The organism is Azospirillum brasilense (assembly GCF_022023855.1).
GTDB classification, from domain to species: domain Bacteria; phylum Pseudomonadota; class Alphaproteobacteria; order Azospirillales; family Azospirillaceae; genus Azospirillum; species Azospirillum brasilense_F.
The window spans coordinates 434367-448636 of the sequence record NZ_CP059452.1 but is presented as its reverse complement, the minus strand read 5'-3'; the positions used below and the strand labels follow the sequence as shown (position 1 = coordinate 448636).

Annotated in this window: 10 protein-coding genes; 1 reads left to right on the top strand and 9 read right to left on the bottom strand. The window is 68.9% G+C overall.

Annotation, left to right across the window (positions count from 1 at the left end; translation table 11 throughout):
* The first annotated feature begins 271 nt into the window (after positions 1–271).
* Positions 272–1984 carry a right-handed parallel beta-helix repeat-containing protein gene (locus H1Q64_RS28485; RefSeq protein ID WP_237907250.1) on the top strand — a complete coding sequence of 571 codons (1713 nt, stop codon included), beginning with the start codon at positions 272–274 and terminating at the stop codon, positions 1982–1984.
* 84 nt (positions 1985–2068) lie between these two features.
* Here H1Q64_RS28485 and H1Q64_RS28480 read toward each other — a convergent pair whose 3' ends face one another.
* The 9 genes from H1Q64_RS28480 to H1Q64_RS28440 form a co-directional block, all read right to left on the bottom strand.
* Entirely contained in the window at positions 2069–2539 is a 471-nt protein-coding gene (locus tag H1Q64_RS28480; protein ID WP_237907249.1) for a hypothetical protein, read from the bottom strand.
* Between the two features lie 246 nt (positions 2540–2785).
* Positions 2786–3556: a hypothetical protein gene (locus H1Q64_RS28475; RefSeq protein WP_237907248.1), complete on the bottom strand. Its 771-nt coding sequence runs from the start codon at positions 3554–3556 to the stop codon at positions 2786–2788.
* 101 nt (positions 3557–3657) lie between these two features.
* On the bottom strand, positions 3658–4845 hold the full coding sequence (locus H1Q64_RS28470) for a polysaccharide pyruvyl transferase family protein (RefSeq protein ID WP_237907247.1): 1188 nt from the start codon (positions 4843–4845) through the stop codon (positions 3658–3660).
* A 63-nt stretch (positions 4846–4908) separates the two neighbouring features.
* Positions 4909–6027: a hypothetical protein gene (locus tag H1Q64_RS28465; protein WP_237907246.1), complete on the bottom strand. Its 1119-nt coding sequence runs from the start codon at positions 6025–6027 to the stop codon at positions 4909–4911.
* A 173-nt stretch (positions 6028–6200) separates the two neighbouring features.
* The gene (locus H1Q64_RS28460; protein WP_014241733.1) at positions 6201–7514 is read right to left on the bottom strand and encodes a glycosyltransferase family 4 protein; all 1314 of its coding nucleotides are present in this window, start codon (positions 7512–7514) and stop codon (positions 6201–6203) included.
* Between the two features lie 32 nt (positions 7515–7546).
* The gene (locus H1Q64_RS28455) at positions 7547–9721 is read right to left on the bottom strand and encodes a glycosyltransferase family 2 protein (RefSeq protein WP_237907245.1); all 2175 of its coding nucleotides are present in this window, start codon (positions 9719–9721) and stop codon (positions 7547–7549) included.
* Entirely contained in the window at positions 9718–11019 is a 1302-nt protein-coding gene (locus H1Q64_RS28450; protein ID WP_237907244.1) for a glycosyltransferase family 4 protein, read from the bottom strand. Before H1Q64_RS28450 ends, H1Q64_RS28455 begins: the two co-directional genes overlap by 4 nt.
* Positions 11016–11843 carry a class I SAM-dependent methyltransferase gene (locus H1Q64_RS28445; protein WP_237907243.1) on the bottom strand — a complete coding sequence of 276 codons (828 nt, stop codon included), beginning with the start codon at positions 11841–11843 and terminating at the stop codon, positions 11016–11018. Before H1Q64_RS28445 ends, H1Q64_RS28450 begins: the two co-directional genes overlap by 4 nt.
* Positions 11844–11847: 4 nt before the next feature.
* Positions 11848–14199, bottom strand: a complete 2352-nt coding sequence (locus H1Q64_RS28440; RefSeq protein ID WP_237907242.1) for a glycosyltransferase family 2 protein — start codon at positions 14197–14199, stop codon at positions 11848–11850.
* Positions 14200–14270: the final 71 nt, after the last annotated feature.

Here is a 14270-nt window from a genome sequence, read left to right as displayed (position 1 = left end):
TTCAAAAATTTACCGAAAGAGTTACCCCCTTCGTGGTAACGCTTAAATTCGAGGAACTACCTCTTTCGTTGGGTAAATTCCTGTGACGGATTTGGCGCACTTCAAAAACTAATTATCCTAAAATCGAACCATTTAAGGCCACACGGTGCTGGCTAGGCTCCGGTCCTGTCGAAAACGATTGAGCGCACAGCAAGCGGGACGGCGCGATCCGCGCACATTCCCGCCCACCGCCACAAACGTGGCGCTGTAAAAAAGGAAAGAGTGAAAGACCATGGAACATATGGCCATTGAGCTTGATCATCAGAACCACGCCGACACGACCGGTTTTGTCAGCGATTCTGGTGCCGATCCGTTTCAGGCTGTTGTCGACAGCATCACCCCGGTGACCGCCGACAGCACCGCGACGCCGGACTCAATTCTCCATCTCCAGGCACTCCAGACCACCGCACAGCCTCTGGCGCTGGCCGATGCCACGGCCGCTGCCGCCTCCACCGCCAAGATCGTCGTGAACGCCTCCGGCACCGCTGCGGGCGGCGTCTCGCCCCATTTCAAACTGCTGGTGGACGGCGCCGTGGTCGGCGAAGGCACCGCGGGCGGCGATGCCAAGGATTTCTCCTTCGATGCCAACGTGACCGCCGATCAGGCGCACAAGATTCAGATCCAGTACGACAACGACGGCGCCGTCGATGGGCAGGACCGCAACCTGACGGTCAACGCCATCTCCATCAACGGCCACAAGGTCGCCCCGACCGATCCGTCCGTCACCTATGACAAGGGCGCGCTCGACGGCAAGGACGTCGTCCCGGGTCAGGCCAACATGTGGTGGAACGGCACGCTGGCCGTCGCCGCGCCGAAGGAGTTCTTCGCGACGACCGCCGCCGCGGCCCCGGCCGCCCCCACGGCGCCGACCTCCGGCACGTCGGACTACCCGTCCACCCCGGCCTCGCAGATCTACTACGTCGATGCGACCAATGGCAGCGACAGCAACTCCGGCCACGACGCGAACCAGGCCTGGAAGTCGCTGGACAAGGTGAACTCGACCAACTTCGCGGCCGGTTCGCTGGTCCTGTTCGAGCGTGGCGAGACCTGGCACGACAGCCTTCTGGCCTCGACCTCCGGCACCTCCGACAAGCCGATCGTCTACGGCGCCTACGGCTCCGGCGCCAACCCGGTGATTGAGGCGGCCAGCGGCTCCAGCTACGCCGTCAGCCTGAACAACAAGGACAACATCACCTTCGACAGCCTGACCATGAAGGGTTCGGGCGACGCCGGCCTGCTGCTCAACGGCGGCGCCGACAACGTGAAGGTCACCAACTCGCAGATCGTCGACAACCACGGCTCGGGCGTCGTCATCAGCGGCACCTCGCACGGGCTGCGGATCGACCATTCCACGATCGACGGCAACGGCGCCTACGGCATCGTGCATTACTCCGCCGACAACGCCGACCAGTACTTCACCAACAACACCATCAGCGACAACGGCTGGCGGACCGACGGTGTGTATTCGGGCTGGAACGGCCGCATCCTGAGCGGTGAGATCGCCGGCAACACGATCTTCAACAACGGCGCCGGCGGCGGCGACGGCCGGTCGCACGGGCTGTACCACGACCACAGCCAGGCCAACAGCACGCTGAAGATCCACGACAACACGATCTACGACAACCCGCGCGGCGCCGGCATCCTCGCCAAGTCGAGCACCGAGATCTACGACAACACGATCTACGGCAACGCCAACGTCGGCATCTCGGTCGGCCAGAATCAGGGCACCAGCGTCACCTACAAGATCTACGGCAACGAGATCTTCAACAACAACGGCGGCATCATGGAGCACCTGAAGGGCGCCGGGTCGATCACGCTCGACGTGCACGACAACATCTTCAACAACAACAACGGCCGCTCGGCGGTGTCCATCGCCGACAGCATCAGCCAGAACGTTGCCAACAACACCATCTCCTCGGCCTCCAAGGCCAGCCCGACCGCCTAAGGACGGGTTCTCTCTCCATCGTTTCGGCGACGACCGCGCCCGGCCATTCCTTGGCCGGGCGTCGGTGCGTTCGGATGCCGGCGATCACCAGTGCAGGAAGACGCCGACATCACCGGGCATGCCGCCGGGATAGCTCAGAATCTGGGCGCGCAGCTTGTAGCCGGCGGGGCGTAGATAACGGTCGTAGTTATCGTAAACCTCTCGCGCGAAACCGGTGAGGCTGTCCGGCCAGTCGGGCTCGAAATTGTTGATCGCCCGGCCGCCATCGCTGCAATAGCTGCTCGGAAAGCGCACGATCTGGATTTCGGTTTCTCCGCGTTCCGCTGCGGCGCGCACGGCGTGGGTGAAGCGCTCCTTGGCGTCGGGACGGATGTGCTGGTGCATGAAGGCGTCATGGATCGCGTTCTGCTCCTCCTGCCTTTTCTTCTCAAGCTCCTGCGCCTCCTTCCGCCGGGCCATCTCCTGCGCTTCGGTGATCGCGTGGAGATCCTTGGGCGTGATGAGGCTGCCGCCGAGCGGGGGATTCGGAGGGGTGGACGGACCGTCTGCGGGCATGTCGCATGTCTCCCGGTTAAGACCATCGGCCTTGTCGGCTCGGAATGCGGTTCGTTTCAGGGATGTCCAGAACGCCGCATCGCGGCCCGCAAGTTCCCGGCGGGACGCGCGTCACGCAGGGTGGCACGCGGAGCGGCGGCGCGTCCACCACCGGCGCACGGCAAAGCCGCCGCCGGGGTCGGCGGCGGCTGAAGCGCCCGGGAACGATGAAACGGAGTTTTGGAGCAGGAGCCGGGAGGGCGACCGTTATCCGAAGATCGCCAGCCCGATCACCGTCGCGGCGAAGGCTCCCACGGCCGAGGCCAGGGCCGCGATGATGGCGGGGGCGTGCGACTTGGCCGCCTTCACCTTCAGCGCGTCGTCGAATCCACGCAGCGTCGTGTCCATGCGGACGAGGAAGACTTCCAGCCCGGCCACCCGCTCCTGAAGGCTGTGGAGCGCGTCCGACAGGGCTGCTTGCTGCGCCACGGCGGCACCGGCTCCGGCCTGGCCGGCGGCGATGCGCTCCTGCGTCTCGCGCAGCAGCCGGGCGATGCCCTGCTGGCCGGCGGCGATCTGCTGGTGATCGCGGCGGGCGGCGTCCAGCCCGGCGGCGATGCGCACCAGATGCGGGGCGAGCGTGCGTTCCAGCAGCTTCTCCTCGGCGCTCGGCTGGGCGAAGGTGGCGATGGTGCCGGTGCTGGGCGCCACGACCACGGCAACGACGCGCGTCTGGTCGAGCCCCTCCGGAACTTCAAGGTCGGCCTCGAAGGCATGGTGCCCGTCGCCGAAGTTGCCGCCCACCAGATCCTCGCGCGGGCGATCGGCCAACGCACGCCCCAGGACCACGCTGCGGCCGTCCGGCATCTCGGCGCGGAACTCCACCGTCAGGCGGTCGGCGGGGTAGGAGCGGTCCCAGGCCCAGCCGTAGATCCGTCCGGCCTGGACTGCGTCCACCCGGCCTTCGATGACGGACGCCGCAGGCTCCGCCGCGACGGGGCTGGAGGACAGGGTGTCGGGCGTGGCGACGTCGGGCATGGCGGGCACTCGCGAGTAAGCGGGAGAAGGAACGGGAACGGGGCGCCGGCCCCGGAGAAAACATTCTCCGGAACCGGCGCCCCTCTTTGCGGCAACCGCCGTCAGGCCGCCTTGCGCTGCGGCGACTTGCGCGCGGTCGGGCTGGGCATGCGGTGCGGGATGTAGTTCTCGTCCAGGAACTCCCGCATGTCGCGGTAGCGCTGGTAGAAGGTGCGGTTGAACTTCTCGAACAGGCTCTGGTCCCAGTATTCCTCCAGGACGAAGGGCTTGTCGGAATAGACGTCGTAGCAGGGGATCGCGAAGGTCTCCGCGAACTCCGCCGTGCGGCTGTCGTAGCTGAAATAGACCGACGGCGTGCCATTCGACAGCGCCATCAGGTTGCCGTGCAGGCGGTAGCCCAGCACGAGGTCCTTCGAGCGCACGATGTTCTCATAGTCGGCGACGACGTCCGAGTACCACAGGCGCGAGCGGTACAGCTCGTCCAGCTCCTCGTCGAAGTACCAGTTCTTCAGCCAGTTGTTGTTGTGCAGCTCGTCCCAGGCCTCGGACTTCTGCTCGTCGGTGCCCCAGAGCAGCTTCTTCTCCTCGACCTCGCCCTGCATCATCAGGACGGTGTCGAAGCGGCGGCTCATGTCCTTGACGAAGTCGCGGTGGCGGGTGAGGTAGGTCTTCACGTCCGGCGAATAGTGGCTGGACACCTCGCGGCGCATGGTGATGCCGACGTTGCGCACGCTGTCCAGCGACGGCAGGTCGATGCGCAGCTCCGGATCGCGGTTGCGGAAGGCGGTCGGACAGCCGACGATGCGCACGTTCTTGATGCCGAGGTCCCACAGCACTTCAGCGGTGTAGGTGCCGCGCACGCCCAGCGTCGTCGACTTGTCGGCGAACATCTGCCAGATGCGCTTGCTCTCGTCCGACAGCGTCAGCTTGCCGGTGGCCGGGGCCTGGGCGCCGACGCCGAAGGCGATGACTGGGATGCGCAGCTTGGACAGCACCTGCTCCGTGCCTTCCGGCCAGGTCATGTGGTCGTGGATGTAGTTCGACCCGCGCAGGAACACGTAATCGTATTCGGCATTGGCCCGGTCCACCACCTCTTGCTTGAACTCGCGGATCTCGACGACGTCGAGACGGTCGAAGGTCAGCAGCTTCAGCGAGGAATCGTAGACGAAGGCGTCGCCGATGTTGTGGTAATGATTGATGCTACGCTGAATGTTCTGGTAGCTGTACCACCGCACGCAGTCATGGTCATAGACTTCGCCGGAGGGAATCATGACTAGGATGTTAGCCAATTTAATTCTCCTGGGGTCGGGGTGGTGGAAGGTTGCGGGGTTCGGGTTTTATCTTGATTAATTTTAGCCGCCTTGGGACGGCTCAACCCGGATCATTATTCGGACCAGATCGCGATCCCTGGTCGGCTTGCAATTTTTCTGGGCAAGCCGGGTCAGGTAGAGTTGGGCGTTTCCATCCGTGTCCTCGAAATTCCGGCTTCTGGCGTCCGGATCGAGAATGGCCGGGTAGTAGAAGGTCTCGTCCACGGCGCAAGTCTTATCGGTGAGCAGCGGTGCGGCCCAGGCGAGGCGGGGGCTGGACCAGCCGATCAGGTCGGCGGAGGTCGACACCCACACGCCGGACACCGGCTCCGCGCCTTTGCGTTCCGCCCGCCGCCCGGCCATCACCGCGACGTAGAGGCCGCTCGGCGTGTGGCGGACGAGGCTGGTGACGGTGAAGGGCAACCGGTCGGGCGGCAGCGGCGCACAGACCGACGCCGCGGGATCGGCCTCGCCCTCGGTGTAGGGATCGCGGAAGCGGACGGTGAAGTCCCGCCCGTCCCACGCCCGCCAGGACGCCGGATCGCCGAGGTCGCGGGTCCGCATCAGGCAGACGCCGCGCTTCTGCGCGCCGATGCCCTCAGCGAAGGCCATGGCGTAGTACCAGCCGTCGCGCTCGACGATGTTGCTCGGCGCGAACAGCCCGGCGCGCTTCCCCAGATCGCCGCGGAAGCGGTAGGGCACCCCGGCGACGTAGCGCGCCGGCCCGAAGCTCTGCCCGCCGTCGTGCGAGACGGTGAGGGTCAGCGCGTTCCACCAGCAGGCCATGTAGTCGCCGGTCGGGCAGAGGTCGCGGCGCTTGTGGCCGTGATACTCGTTGTGGACCAGCCCGTAGACGGTCGTGCCGTCCAGCGTGTAGGGCGAGGTCAGCCAGCCCATGTCGTCGAAGCGCGCCGGGTCGTCGCGCTTCGACGACTGAAAGACGATGTGGCAGGCGTGGTGCAGCTCGTTCAGCGACGGGCCGCGGAGGGTCCGCGCGCGGGTGTGCGCGGCGAGCAGCCGGACGCTGCCGTCCGCCGCCTTCCAGGCGCGCGCCGGGGCGTCCGGCACGTCCCAGTCCTCGCAGGCTTGGGTGCGGTGGTCGTAGACGGTCTCCAGCGTGGCTCCCGTTGGGACGCTGACGCGGAGGTCGGCGGCGTGCAAGGGGGCGGCGAGGAGGAGCGTGGCGAGGAGGATGCCGGCGTATTGCCACCGCCCTGACCCTCCCCCGCTGGGCGGGGGAGGGAACTTCGCCGCATACCCCTCAAGCCCTCCCCTGCGCAGCGGGGGAGGGAGGGACCCGCGAAGCGGGAGGGTGGGGGCAAGGAGGAAGCGCATCACGGCTTCTGCGCCACCGCCCGCTCGGGCATCGATACGGCACCGCCACCCGCATTCGCGATCAGCGCGTCGAACACGTCGGCGTGGCGGCGTGCGCATTCCGCGCGGTCGATGGGACGGCGGATGCGCATGCGCAGACGGTCCCACAGGTCCGGCGTGGTCAGCGCCTCGGTCAGGCGGTCCACCAGATCCTCGACGCTGGCGTTGCGGAAATGCAGGCCGTCCACGCCGTGGGTGACCTTCTCGCCCATGCCGCCGATGTTGCTGGAGATGATCGGGCGGCCGTGCAGGAAGGCTTCCTGGATCACCACCGGCGAGTTCTCCCACCAGATGGATGGCATCACCACCCAGTCCACGTCCTTCATCAGGCCGGGCAGCTCGGCGGAGCGGTAGCTGCCGTAGAAGCGCACGCGGTCGCCGGCGCGCTCCACCGCCTCGTTGAACTTCTTCTGGTAGGCCTCGGGCTGGCGCTCCAGGTTGCCGCCGAAGATCATCAGCGCGCCGTCCTCGCCCCATGCCTTCTCCGAGACGCGGCCGATCGCCTCGACCAGCACATGGGCGCCCTTGAACTCGGTGAGCTGGCCGAAGAAGGCGAAGCGGTTGCGCTTGCCGCCGCGGGCCAAGGGCCGGGGCGGGGCGATGCCCTCGACGGTCAGGCCGTTCTCGATCATGCGGAACTTCTCGCGGGGCAGGCCCCAGTCGACGTAGCGGTCGATCAGGAAGTTCGACGGGCTGACGTAGAAGTCCGCCTGCTCCAGGAAGGTCTTCAGGAACAGCTCGCGCTTGAAGAACTGCGCCTCGCCGATGTGCGGGAAGCAGCCGGCGCAGTCGGCCGGGCTGGCGCGGTAGCACAGCGTGTTGCGGCTGGTCTTCACCATCTGGCCGTGGTGGTGGCAGATGGACAGATACTCGTGGAAGGTCACCACGATCGGCACGCGCGGCAGCGCCTGCCGGATCGCCTGGATCGTCTCGATCCCCAGCCCCAGGAAATGGTGGAAGTTCACCACGTCCGGCTGAAGGTCGCGGACGTAGCGGACGAAGTCCTTCTCCAGCCCCGGCAGGTTGCGGTTCGACAGCCGGAAATGGTCGTAGTCGTTGGCGTAGTAGAGGACCTCCCGCTCCTTCTGGCGCAGCGCCATCAGGGCGGAGCTGCCGTGCGGCGTGACCGGCGGGGAGGTGCGGGCCAGGTAATGGCTCTCCCAGCCCGGCAGGTCGTGCAGCCCCTGGTGCAGGTTGTAGGAGGCCACCTCCGCGCCGCCCAGCGAGAAGGCGGGATGGCCGTGGCTGATGATCAGGACGCGCTTGTTGCTCATGGTCGGGCCGATCTCGATAGGGCTGCGTGTGGTCAGGCGGCGGCGCGGGCGGACCAGATGTCCTCGAAGCTCCAGCGGTCCACCATGGCGCCGGCGCGGCGCCAGCGGTCGGCGTGCGCGTCGCGCGGCTGTTCGTCCAGCGCCACCAGAGTGACGCGGGGCAGCCAGACGCAGGCCCCGCCCAGCGCGCGCAGGCGCAGGCAGAGATCCAGCCCCTTGTGGTCGGCCCCCATGTAGGAGCCCATGGCAGCCAGCGCGCGGACCAGCGCGTCCTTGGGCAGCAGCGCGCATTCCGGGGCGGCGGCGTCCACCGTCGCCGCGTCCTGCTCCTTCAGCCAGTCGCGCGGGTAGCCGGCGAAGCGGCGCTCGAAGGTCTTGGCGCCGTCCGAATCCTCAACCGCCATGATGCCGGCAAAGCGGATCGAATGGTCCTCGTAGAGCAGGGTCGGGCTGACCATCACCGGCCCGCCGGACTTGCGCGACACCCGCTCCAGCGCCGCCAGCCAGCCCTTTTCGGTCGGCAGGACGGAGGGGGAGAGCGTCAGCACCCGCTCGCCGCGGGCGTGGGGCAGGGCGGCGGCCATCGCCTCGAAGGCGTCGGTGGCGTCGGGAGCGGCCACGAAGGTGACGGCCATGCGGTAGAAGGCGGCGGCCTGACGGACCGCACCACCCAGCCGCTCGTGCGTGCCGGCGGCGGCGACCACCAGCAGTTCGGTTTCCGCGAAGTCCGGATCGATGGCTAGGCGGGCGATGTTGAGGTCCACGTCCTCGCGCCCGTCGGTCACCGGCAGGATCACCGAGACGCGCGGCGCCTTCACCGGACGGCCCATCGGGTGCACGCCCGCAGAGGGCGCGGCACCGGAGCGGGCGCGGGCGGTGCGCAGCATCGGTCCGACATGGCGCGCGATCAGCGTGTCGATGGACGGGCTGTCCAGATTGACCAGCGACAGCATGCGGCGCAGCGCTTCCGGAGCCGGCGGCAGGCAGCTCAGCGGCAGGAAGGCGAAGCGGTCGTCGGCCAGTTCCAGCTCAAGATGGAACTCGGCGCCCGGGGGCAGGCCCGACGGTTCGGCGGCGAAGGCGGTGAACCCGTGCTGGTCCTGGCCGGGGATCATGCGCCCGGCGAACAGGCCGTCATGCTGGAACGCCTCCGTCACGTCGCGGCGGGCCAGCCGCGACCAGCCCTCGTCGAGCCGGACGGCGACGCCCGGCCCCTTCAGCGTGACGGCGCGGACCTGCCGCGTCGGGTCGAGCAGCCAGCCAGCGACGAACAGCCCGGCCCCCGGCACGCGCAGCGCCATGTCCAAGCCGGTGCGCACCGGGATGTCGAGCCGCGACACCGTTTCCGCTCCGTCGTAGCGCGACGCGGCGATGCGCGTCATCCGCTGGCGCGTCTCGGCGTCCTGGATGTTGCCCAGCATGTCGCGCACATGGGCGGAGGCGACGCCGTCGGGCAGGATGGTGCGGTGCTCGAAGATCTCCAGATGGCGCCAACCCTCGGCGGCGCGATAGTGGACGCGGCGGATGGCGGTGGGAAGCGGGGTCTGGTCGGTCAGCACCGCCATCACGCCCGACGCCTCCGGCGGCAGGTCCGGACGGGCGAAGGACCCGGCGGTGGCGCGGTAGGCGGCGGTTTCCTCCGCCTCGATCAGGATCTTCTGGGCGCCGTTGCGGAAGCTGCGCGCCCAACCCTGGAGCATCAGGCTGCCGTCGCGGAAGCGGCCGAACACCTCGGCGAAACCGTCCGGCTGCGACACCTCCTGGGCGAGGCCCGAGAGCAGGCGCCCGATGCGGTCGGACTCGCTCTCCGCCCCGTCCTTCGAGGAGGCGGCGAGCTGGATCGCGAAATCCAGCGCCAGGGCCAGCGCGCCGGGCTGGAAGCCCTTCAGCGCCGAGACGAGGTGCGACGGGTTGGTGCGGACGTTGGACAGGCGCGGCAGGACGAGGCGTTCCCCCTTCTCGTCCGCCAGTTCGACGCGCGACGGGCGCATCTGGGCCAGCCCCGGCACGCGGATGCCGCCGAGGAACCAGCGCTCGCCCTCGGCGTCGGCCCAGGAGCGTCCGGCGTAGCGGCCCTCCACCGACCCGTCGAGATGCACGGCGCCCTGCGCGGGCAGCGCCCGGTCAATGGCGCCGAAAAGGACGAGCGTGTCGTCGTCAAGAAGAATGGCTGCCGTGATGTCGGCCTTGGTGATCGGTTCCTTCATACCGCGATGCTCCCCGCAATCGAGCCCTGCGCATGCGATCCCCCCGGACCATTCATTATGTCGTCATAGAGAATGACGTGTTTTTCGGCGGACTCCCCGGTTGTCGGGACCGCCGGCATGTTGGAGACGAGCCGGTCCCAAAGCCCCGGCTCGGTCATCGCGCGCGTCATCACGCGCGCCAGATCCGCGGCGTCCCCCGCCCGGAAATGCAGCCCGTCCACCCCGTCGGTCACCGATTCCGCCATGCCGCCGATGCCGCTGCAGATGACCGGGCGGCGGTGCTGGAAGGCTTCGCGGATGACCAGCGGGGCGTTCTCCCACCAGATCGACGGCATCACCACCCAGTCGGCGGCGGCCATCAGCTCGGGCATCTCCTCGCGCCGGTAGGGGCCGTGGCGGACGGCGGTGCCGCGGGCGCCCTTGAAGCCCTGCTCGACCTTGTCCTTGAAGGCGTCGGTCTGGAAGGGCGCGCCGCCATGGACGGCCAGCGTCAGGTCCTGCCCCTGCTTCTCCAGCCGGGCGGCGGCGTCCAGCGCGACGGTGATCCCCTTGAAGGGGTTCAGGTTGCCGAAATAGGCGAAGGCGTTGCGCGGCGCGCCCGCGGGTAGCGGCCGGTGCGGCGCCGGACGGACCGCCGGGCGCCCGTTCTCCATGACGGAGATGCTGTCCGGGTCGATGCCCCAGGCGATGTAGCGGTCGCGCAGGAAGGCGCTGGGCGCCAGGAAATGGTCGACCAGCCCGAACATCGCCTTGATGTGCTTCTCGCGCAGCACGAACTGGTCGGCCGGCCGGTCGGGGAAGCAGCGGTGGCAGGCGTCGGGCGAGGCCATGCGGCACAGTGCATGCCCGCTGGTCGTCACCATCTGCCCGTCGTTGGCGCAGATCGGGTAGTAGTCGTGCAGCGTGTAGACGATCCGCGCCCGCGGGCAGACGCGGCGGATCAGGAACAGCATCTCCACGCCCAGCAGCAGCGTGTGGTGGATGTGCACGATGTCCGGCTGGAAGGCGCGCAGCAGGTTCGACAGGTCGGGCACGATGCCGTGCAGGTCGATCTGGCTCTGGAAGAAATGATCGAAATGCCCGGCCCACAGCACCACCTCGTCGGCGCTGCGGCCCAGAGTCTGGAGGTTGGTGCCGGGCTTGCGGTCGCGGTGGACGCCGTTGGTGCAGGCGAGGAACAGGGCCTCGGCCCCCTTGGCCTTCAGGCTGCCGAACAGCTCGTGCGCGAAGATTTCCGTGCCGCCGGGATGCAGGCTGGGATGATTGTGGGCGACGACGAGGACGCGGGGCAGGCTCATCGGGCGGCCTCCTTTTCCAGAACCAGGAGATCCTGGAAATTCTCGGCGTTGCGCTGCCCGCTCCAGTGGCCGCGCAGGACCGGGCGCGCCGGGCGCAGCCCCTGTTCCGCGAAGGTGTCCAGCAGGAAGGACTCGCTGTAGGCGACGGCGGCGTTCGGGTTGGCCTCGTCGGCGATGAACTCCGGCCCGGCTGCCTCAAAGAAGGCCGGGCGGGCGGTCTTCTTGGCGATGCCGTCCCGCGCGCGGGCGTCCACCAGGAACAGGCTGAGGAAGCAGCGTCCGCCCGGCTTCAGCACGCGGGCGATCTCCGCCGCGTAGCGCACCGTCTCCGCTGTCCGCAGATGGGTGATGACCGAAGTCAGGATCACGAAGTCGTGCCCGCCGTCCGGGAAGGGCAGGCGGGTCTGCGCCGCGTCCTCCGCCCCTCCGGGGTTGTAGAGCGCATTCGCCACGTCGAGCGTCCGAAAGCGAAACTCCGGATAGGCCGGGGTGATCGTCTCCGCGCACCAGCGGATGCCGTCCTCGACGATGTCCACGCCGTCGTAGCTGGAGTCGAGATACTGGGTCAGCGGCACGGCCATGCGGCCGATGCCGCAGCCGATCTCCAGCACGCGGTGCTTCGGCTTCAGCCCGCCGACGCGCACGAAGTGGCGCAGGAATTCCGCCCCGATGGCCCGGAAATCGCCGTCGCCGATGAACACGCGGTCCGGCGGCGGCACGGGCAGGAAGCGGTTGCGGGCGATCTGCGCGCACAGCCATTCCAGCCGGGGGTCGGTGTTGCGGCGCAGGACGGCGAGGCGGCGCCCGGTAAGGATCTCGTTCATCAAGTCAGCTCCGGTTCCGGTTCGTGCGCCCGAACAGGCGGGATTTGCCCGGAACGGCAACGGGAAGGGCGGTGTCCGTGGGGGCGCCCGCCGACAGGGGGCGCATCAGGCTGTCCTCCAGCGCGGGCGGCGGCGGCAACGCGCTCCAGTCGCGGGCGGCCAGCTCTTCCATCATCGCGGCCCAGCGGCGGGCGTGGAGCCAGCCGTTGTATTCGGAGGCGACGCCGCGGGTGTAGCCCTGGTGCCGGCTGATCGAGCGGCGCTCCAGATGGTACAGATCGACCGAGGGGACGTAGCGGATGTCCAGCCCGGCCTTGCGGATGCGCAGGCAGAGGTCGGAGTCCTCGTAGTCGCCGATGATATAGTCCTCGCAGAAGCCGCCCACGGCGTCGAAGGTCTCGCGGGTCATCATCAGGCAGGCGCCGGTCACGCCGGGCACGCTGCGCTCCCGCCGGGCGGGCAGGAAGTCGCGCGGCAGGCCCTTGAAGAAGTGATGGTTGTACCAGCGCCCGCGGACGTCGCGGTCGAAGTACAGGCCGGCGTGCTGCAGGCTGTCGTCGTCGAACAGCAGCTTCGGCCCGACCGCCCCGGTCCCCGGCGCGCGCTCCAACGCGGCGAGCAGGGCGGGCAGCCAGCCGGGCTGGTCGGGGATCACGTCGGAATTGAGGAACAGCAGCGTCCGCCCGGTGGAGGCGGCGACACCCGCGTTGTTGGCCGCCGAGTAGCCGTAATTGGCCGGCTGCACCAGCACCCGCATCGGCAGGCCGTAGAGCGCGTGGAAACCGTGCAGCATGTGCACCAGCTCGTCGCGCTGCTCCGGGCTGTCGAGCACGAAGATCAGCTCCGCCCCGGCCATGCCGGGATCGGTGGCGAAGCTGGAGAGCTGGAAGCGCAGGAATTCCAGCGCCTTGTAGAGCGGGATGATGACCGAGACGGCCGGCGTCTCCGGAACGCGCCCGAAATTGACCGTCTCCGGCTCGCCGCGGCTCGCCATGTGGGCGGCGTGGAGCGGTGCCACGGCCGGGGCGATCACCGTTTCCAGAACCAGCGGAGTCGCGTGCTGCGGCGGCAGGCTGCCCAGAACCGCGGCGCGGGCGTCGGCGGGCGACAGCGGGCGCAGCGGCGGCACCAGCCGGATCGACCCGCCGGAGCCGAGGCGAAGCTCCGCATGGACCTGGAGCGCCGCCGCGGGTTCGGGCGCGCCGGGCAGGTAGGCGACGAAGCCGCTGCGGTCGGTGGACGGGGCGGTGCCGAACAGCTTCGCCACGTCTTCGCGCGGGAAGCGGTGCTCCAGAATCTCCAGCCGGCGCTCGCCGCCAAAGGGCGTGTGCACGGTGAGGCCGCCGGACAGGCCATGCGGGTCGTGCACCCAGCCGGCCAGGAACAGCCCGCCGTCGCCGGTCGGAACGGCGAGGTCGAGGGCGGCGCCGATGGAGCGCTTGGCGTCGGCGACCTGCCGCTTGGGCAGCGGGGCGAGCACCTGAAGCTCGCGCACCGCCGCGGCCGCCGTGGCGTCCGACCGCCCGCGCTGGGCGAGCGCATTCAGAATGTACTGGCGCAGCTCCAGCGGCGTGTCGCGGCGTGTCGACAGCCGCTCGGTCAGGCTCGGCAGGTTGGGTGCCACGGCCGAGAAGGCGCGGCAGGCCAGCCCGTTGCGGCCCAGCACCACCAGCAGGTTGCCCGGCGCGCACAGCGCCTTGTCGACCAGCAGCGACATGGCGGCGCGCCCGCGCCGGTCCAGAGCGGAGCCGACGCAGACGTCGAAGGGGGAGGGGCCGACGGCGCCCGCGGTGATGATGACCGCCCCCGTCACCTCGCCGAAGCCCGACGACAGCGAACCGCCGCAGAGCAGAAGCTCGTCGGTCGCCAGGGCGCGGGCGACGAGGGGGGAGGGGGTGGGCGACAGCTCCAGCACCATGCGGCGGCAGACCGCGGCGAAGCCGGCGTCGCTGCGCAACGACGGGGTGGAGCGCGCGAAATCGAAGAGGAAACGTACAACGCGCAGCCGCGAGGGCGCGTCGAGGCTGCCCAGCAGGAAGGCGGGGTCGGGGTCAGGAACCTGCGGTTCGGCCAGGACCTCCGCGACGACGCGGCTCTGGGCTACGAAACGGACGGGCGCACCGGAGATCCGGGGCGCCCGCAGGATCGACAGCACCCGCTGCCCACCCCAACTCGTCCGGACGGACAAGGTGGTGTAGGGCGGCCGGACCTCCTCGCCGTCGAGGGTGGGAACGACCCGGCCGGAGGGCTCCGGTCCGTCGCTCTCCCACGAGGCGAGCACGAAGTCGTCGCCGAGCGCATGGAGCTGGGCGGACGCGATGGAGGCGGAGGCCGGCAGGACGGCGAGCACGGTCATGCGTTCCTTAGCCGGACCCATCGGCGGCGTGGATTCAGCACGCCGCCGGTCCGGTACCTGAGTGGGTTACG

Coding starts and splice junctions, on each gene's coding strand:
- H1Q64_RS28460 (WP_014241733.1), bottom strand. CDS start 7,514: ATGAGCAACAAGCGCGTCCTGATCATCAGCCACGGCCATCCCGCCTTC.
- H1Q64_RS28485 (WP_237907250.1), top strand. CDS start 272: ATGGAACATATGGCCATTGAGCTTGATCATCAGAACCACGCCGACACG.
- H1Q64_RS28445 (WP_237907243.1), bottom strand. CDS start 11,843: ATGAACGAGATCCTTACCGGGCGCCGCCTCGCCGTCCTGCGCCGCAAC.
- H1Q64_RS28455 (WP_237907245.1), bottom strand. CDS start 9,721: ATGAAGGAACCGATCACCAAGGCCGACATCACGGCAGCCATTCTTCTT.
- H1Q64_RS28450 (WP_237907244.1), bottom strand. CDS start 11,019: ATGAGCCTGCCCCGCGTCCTCGTCGTCGCCCACAATCATCCCAGCCTG.
- H1Q64_RS28440 (WP_237907242.1), bottom strand. CDS start 14,199: ATGACCGTGCTCGCCGTCCTGCCGGCCTCCGCCTCCATCGCGTCCGCC.
- H1Q64_RS28475 (WP_237907248.1), bottom strand. CDS start 3,556: ATGCCCGACGTCGCCACGCCCGACACCCTGTCCTCCAGCCCCGTCGCG.
- H1Q64_RS28480 (WP_237907249.1), bottom strand. CDS start 2,539: ATGCCCGCAGACGGTCCGTCCACCCCTCCGAATCCCCCGCTCGGCGGC.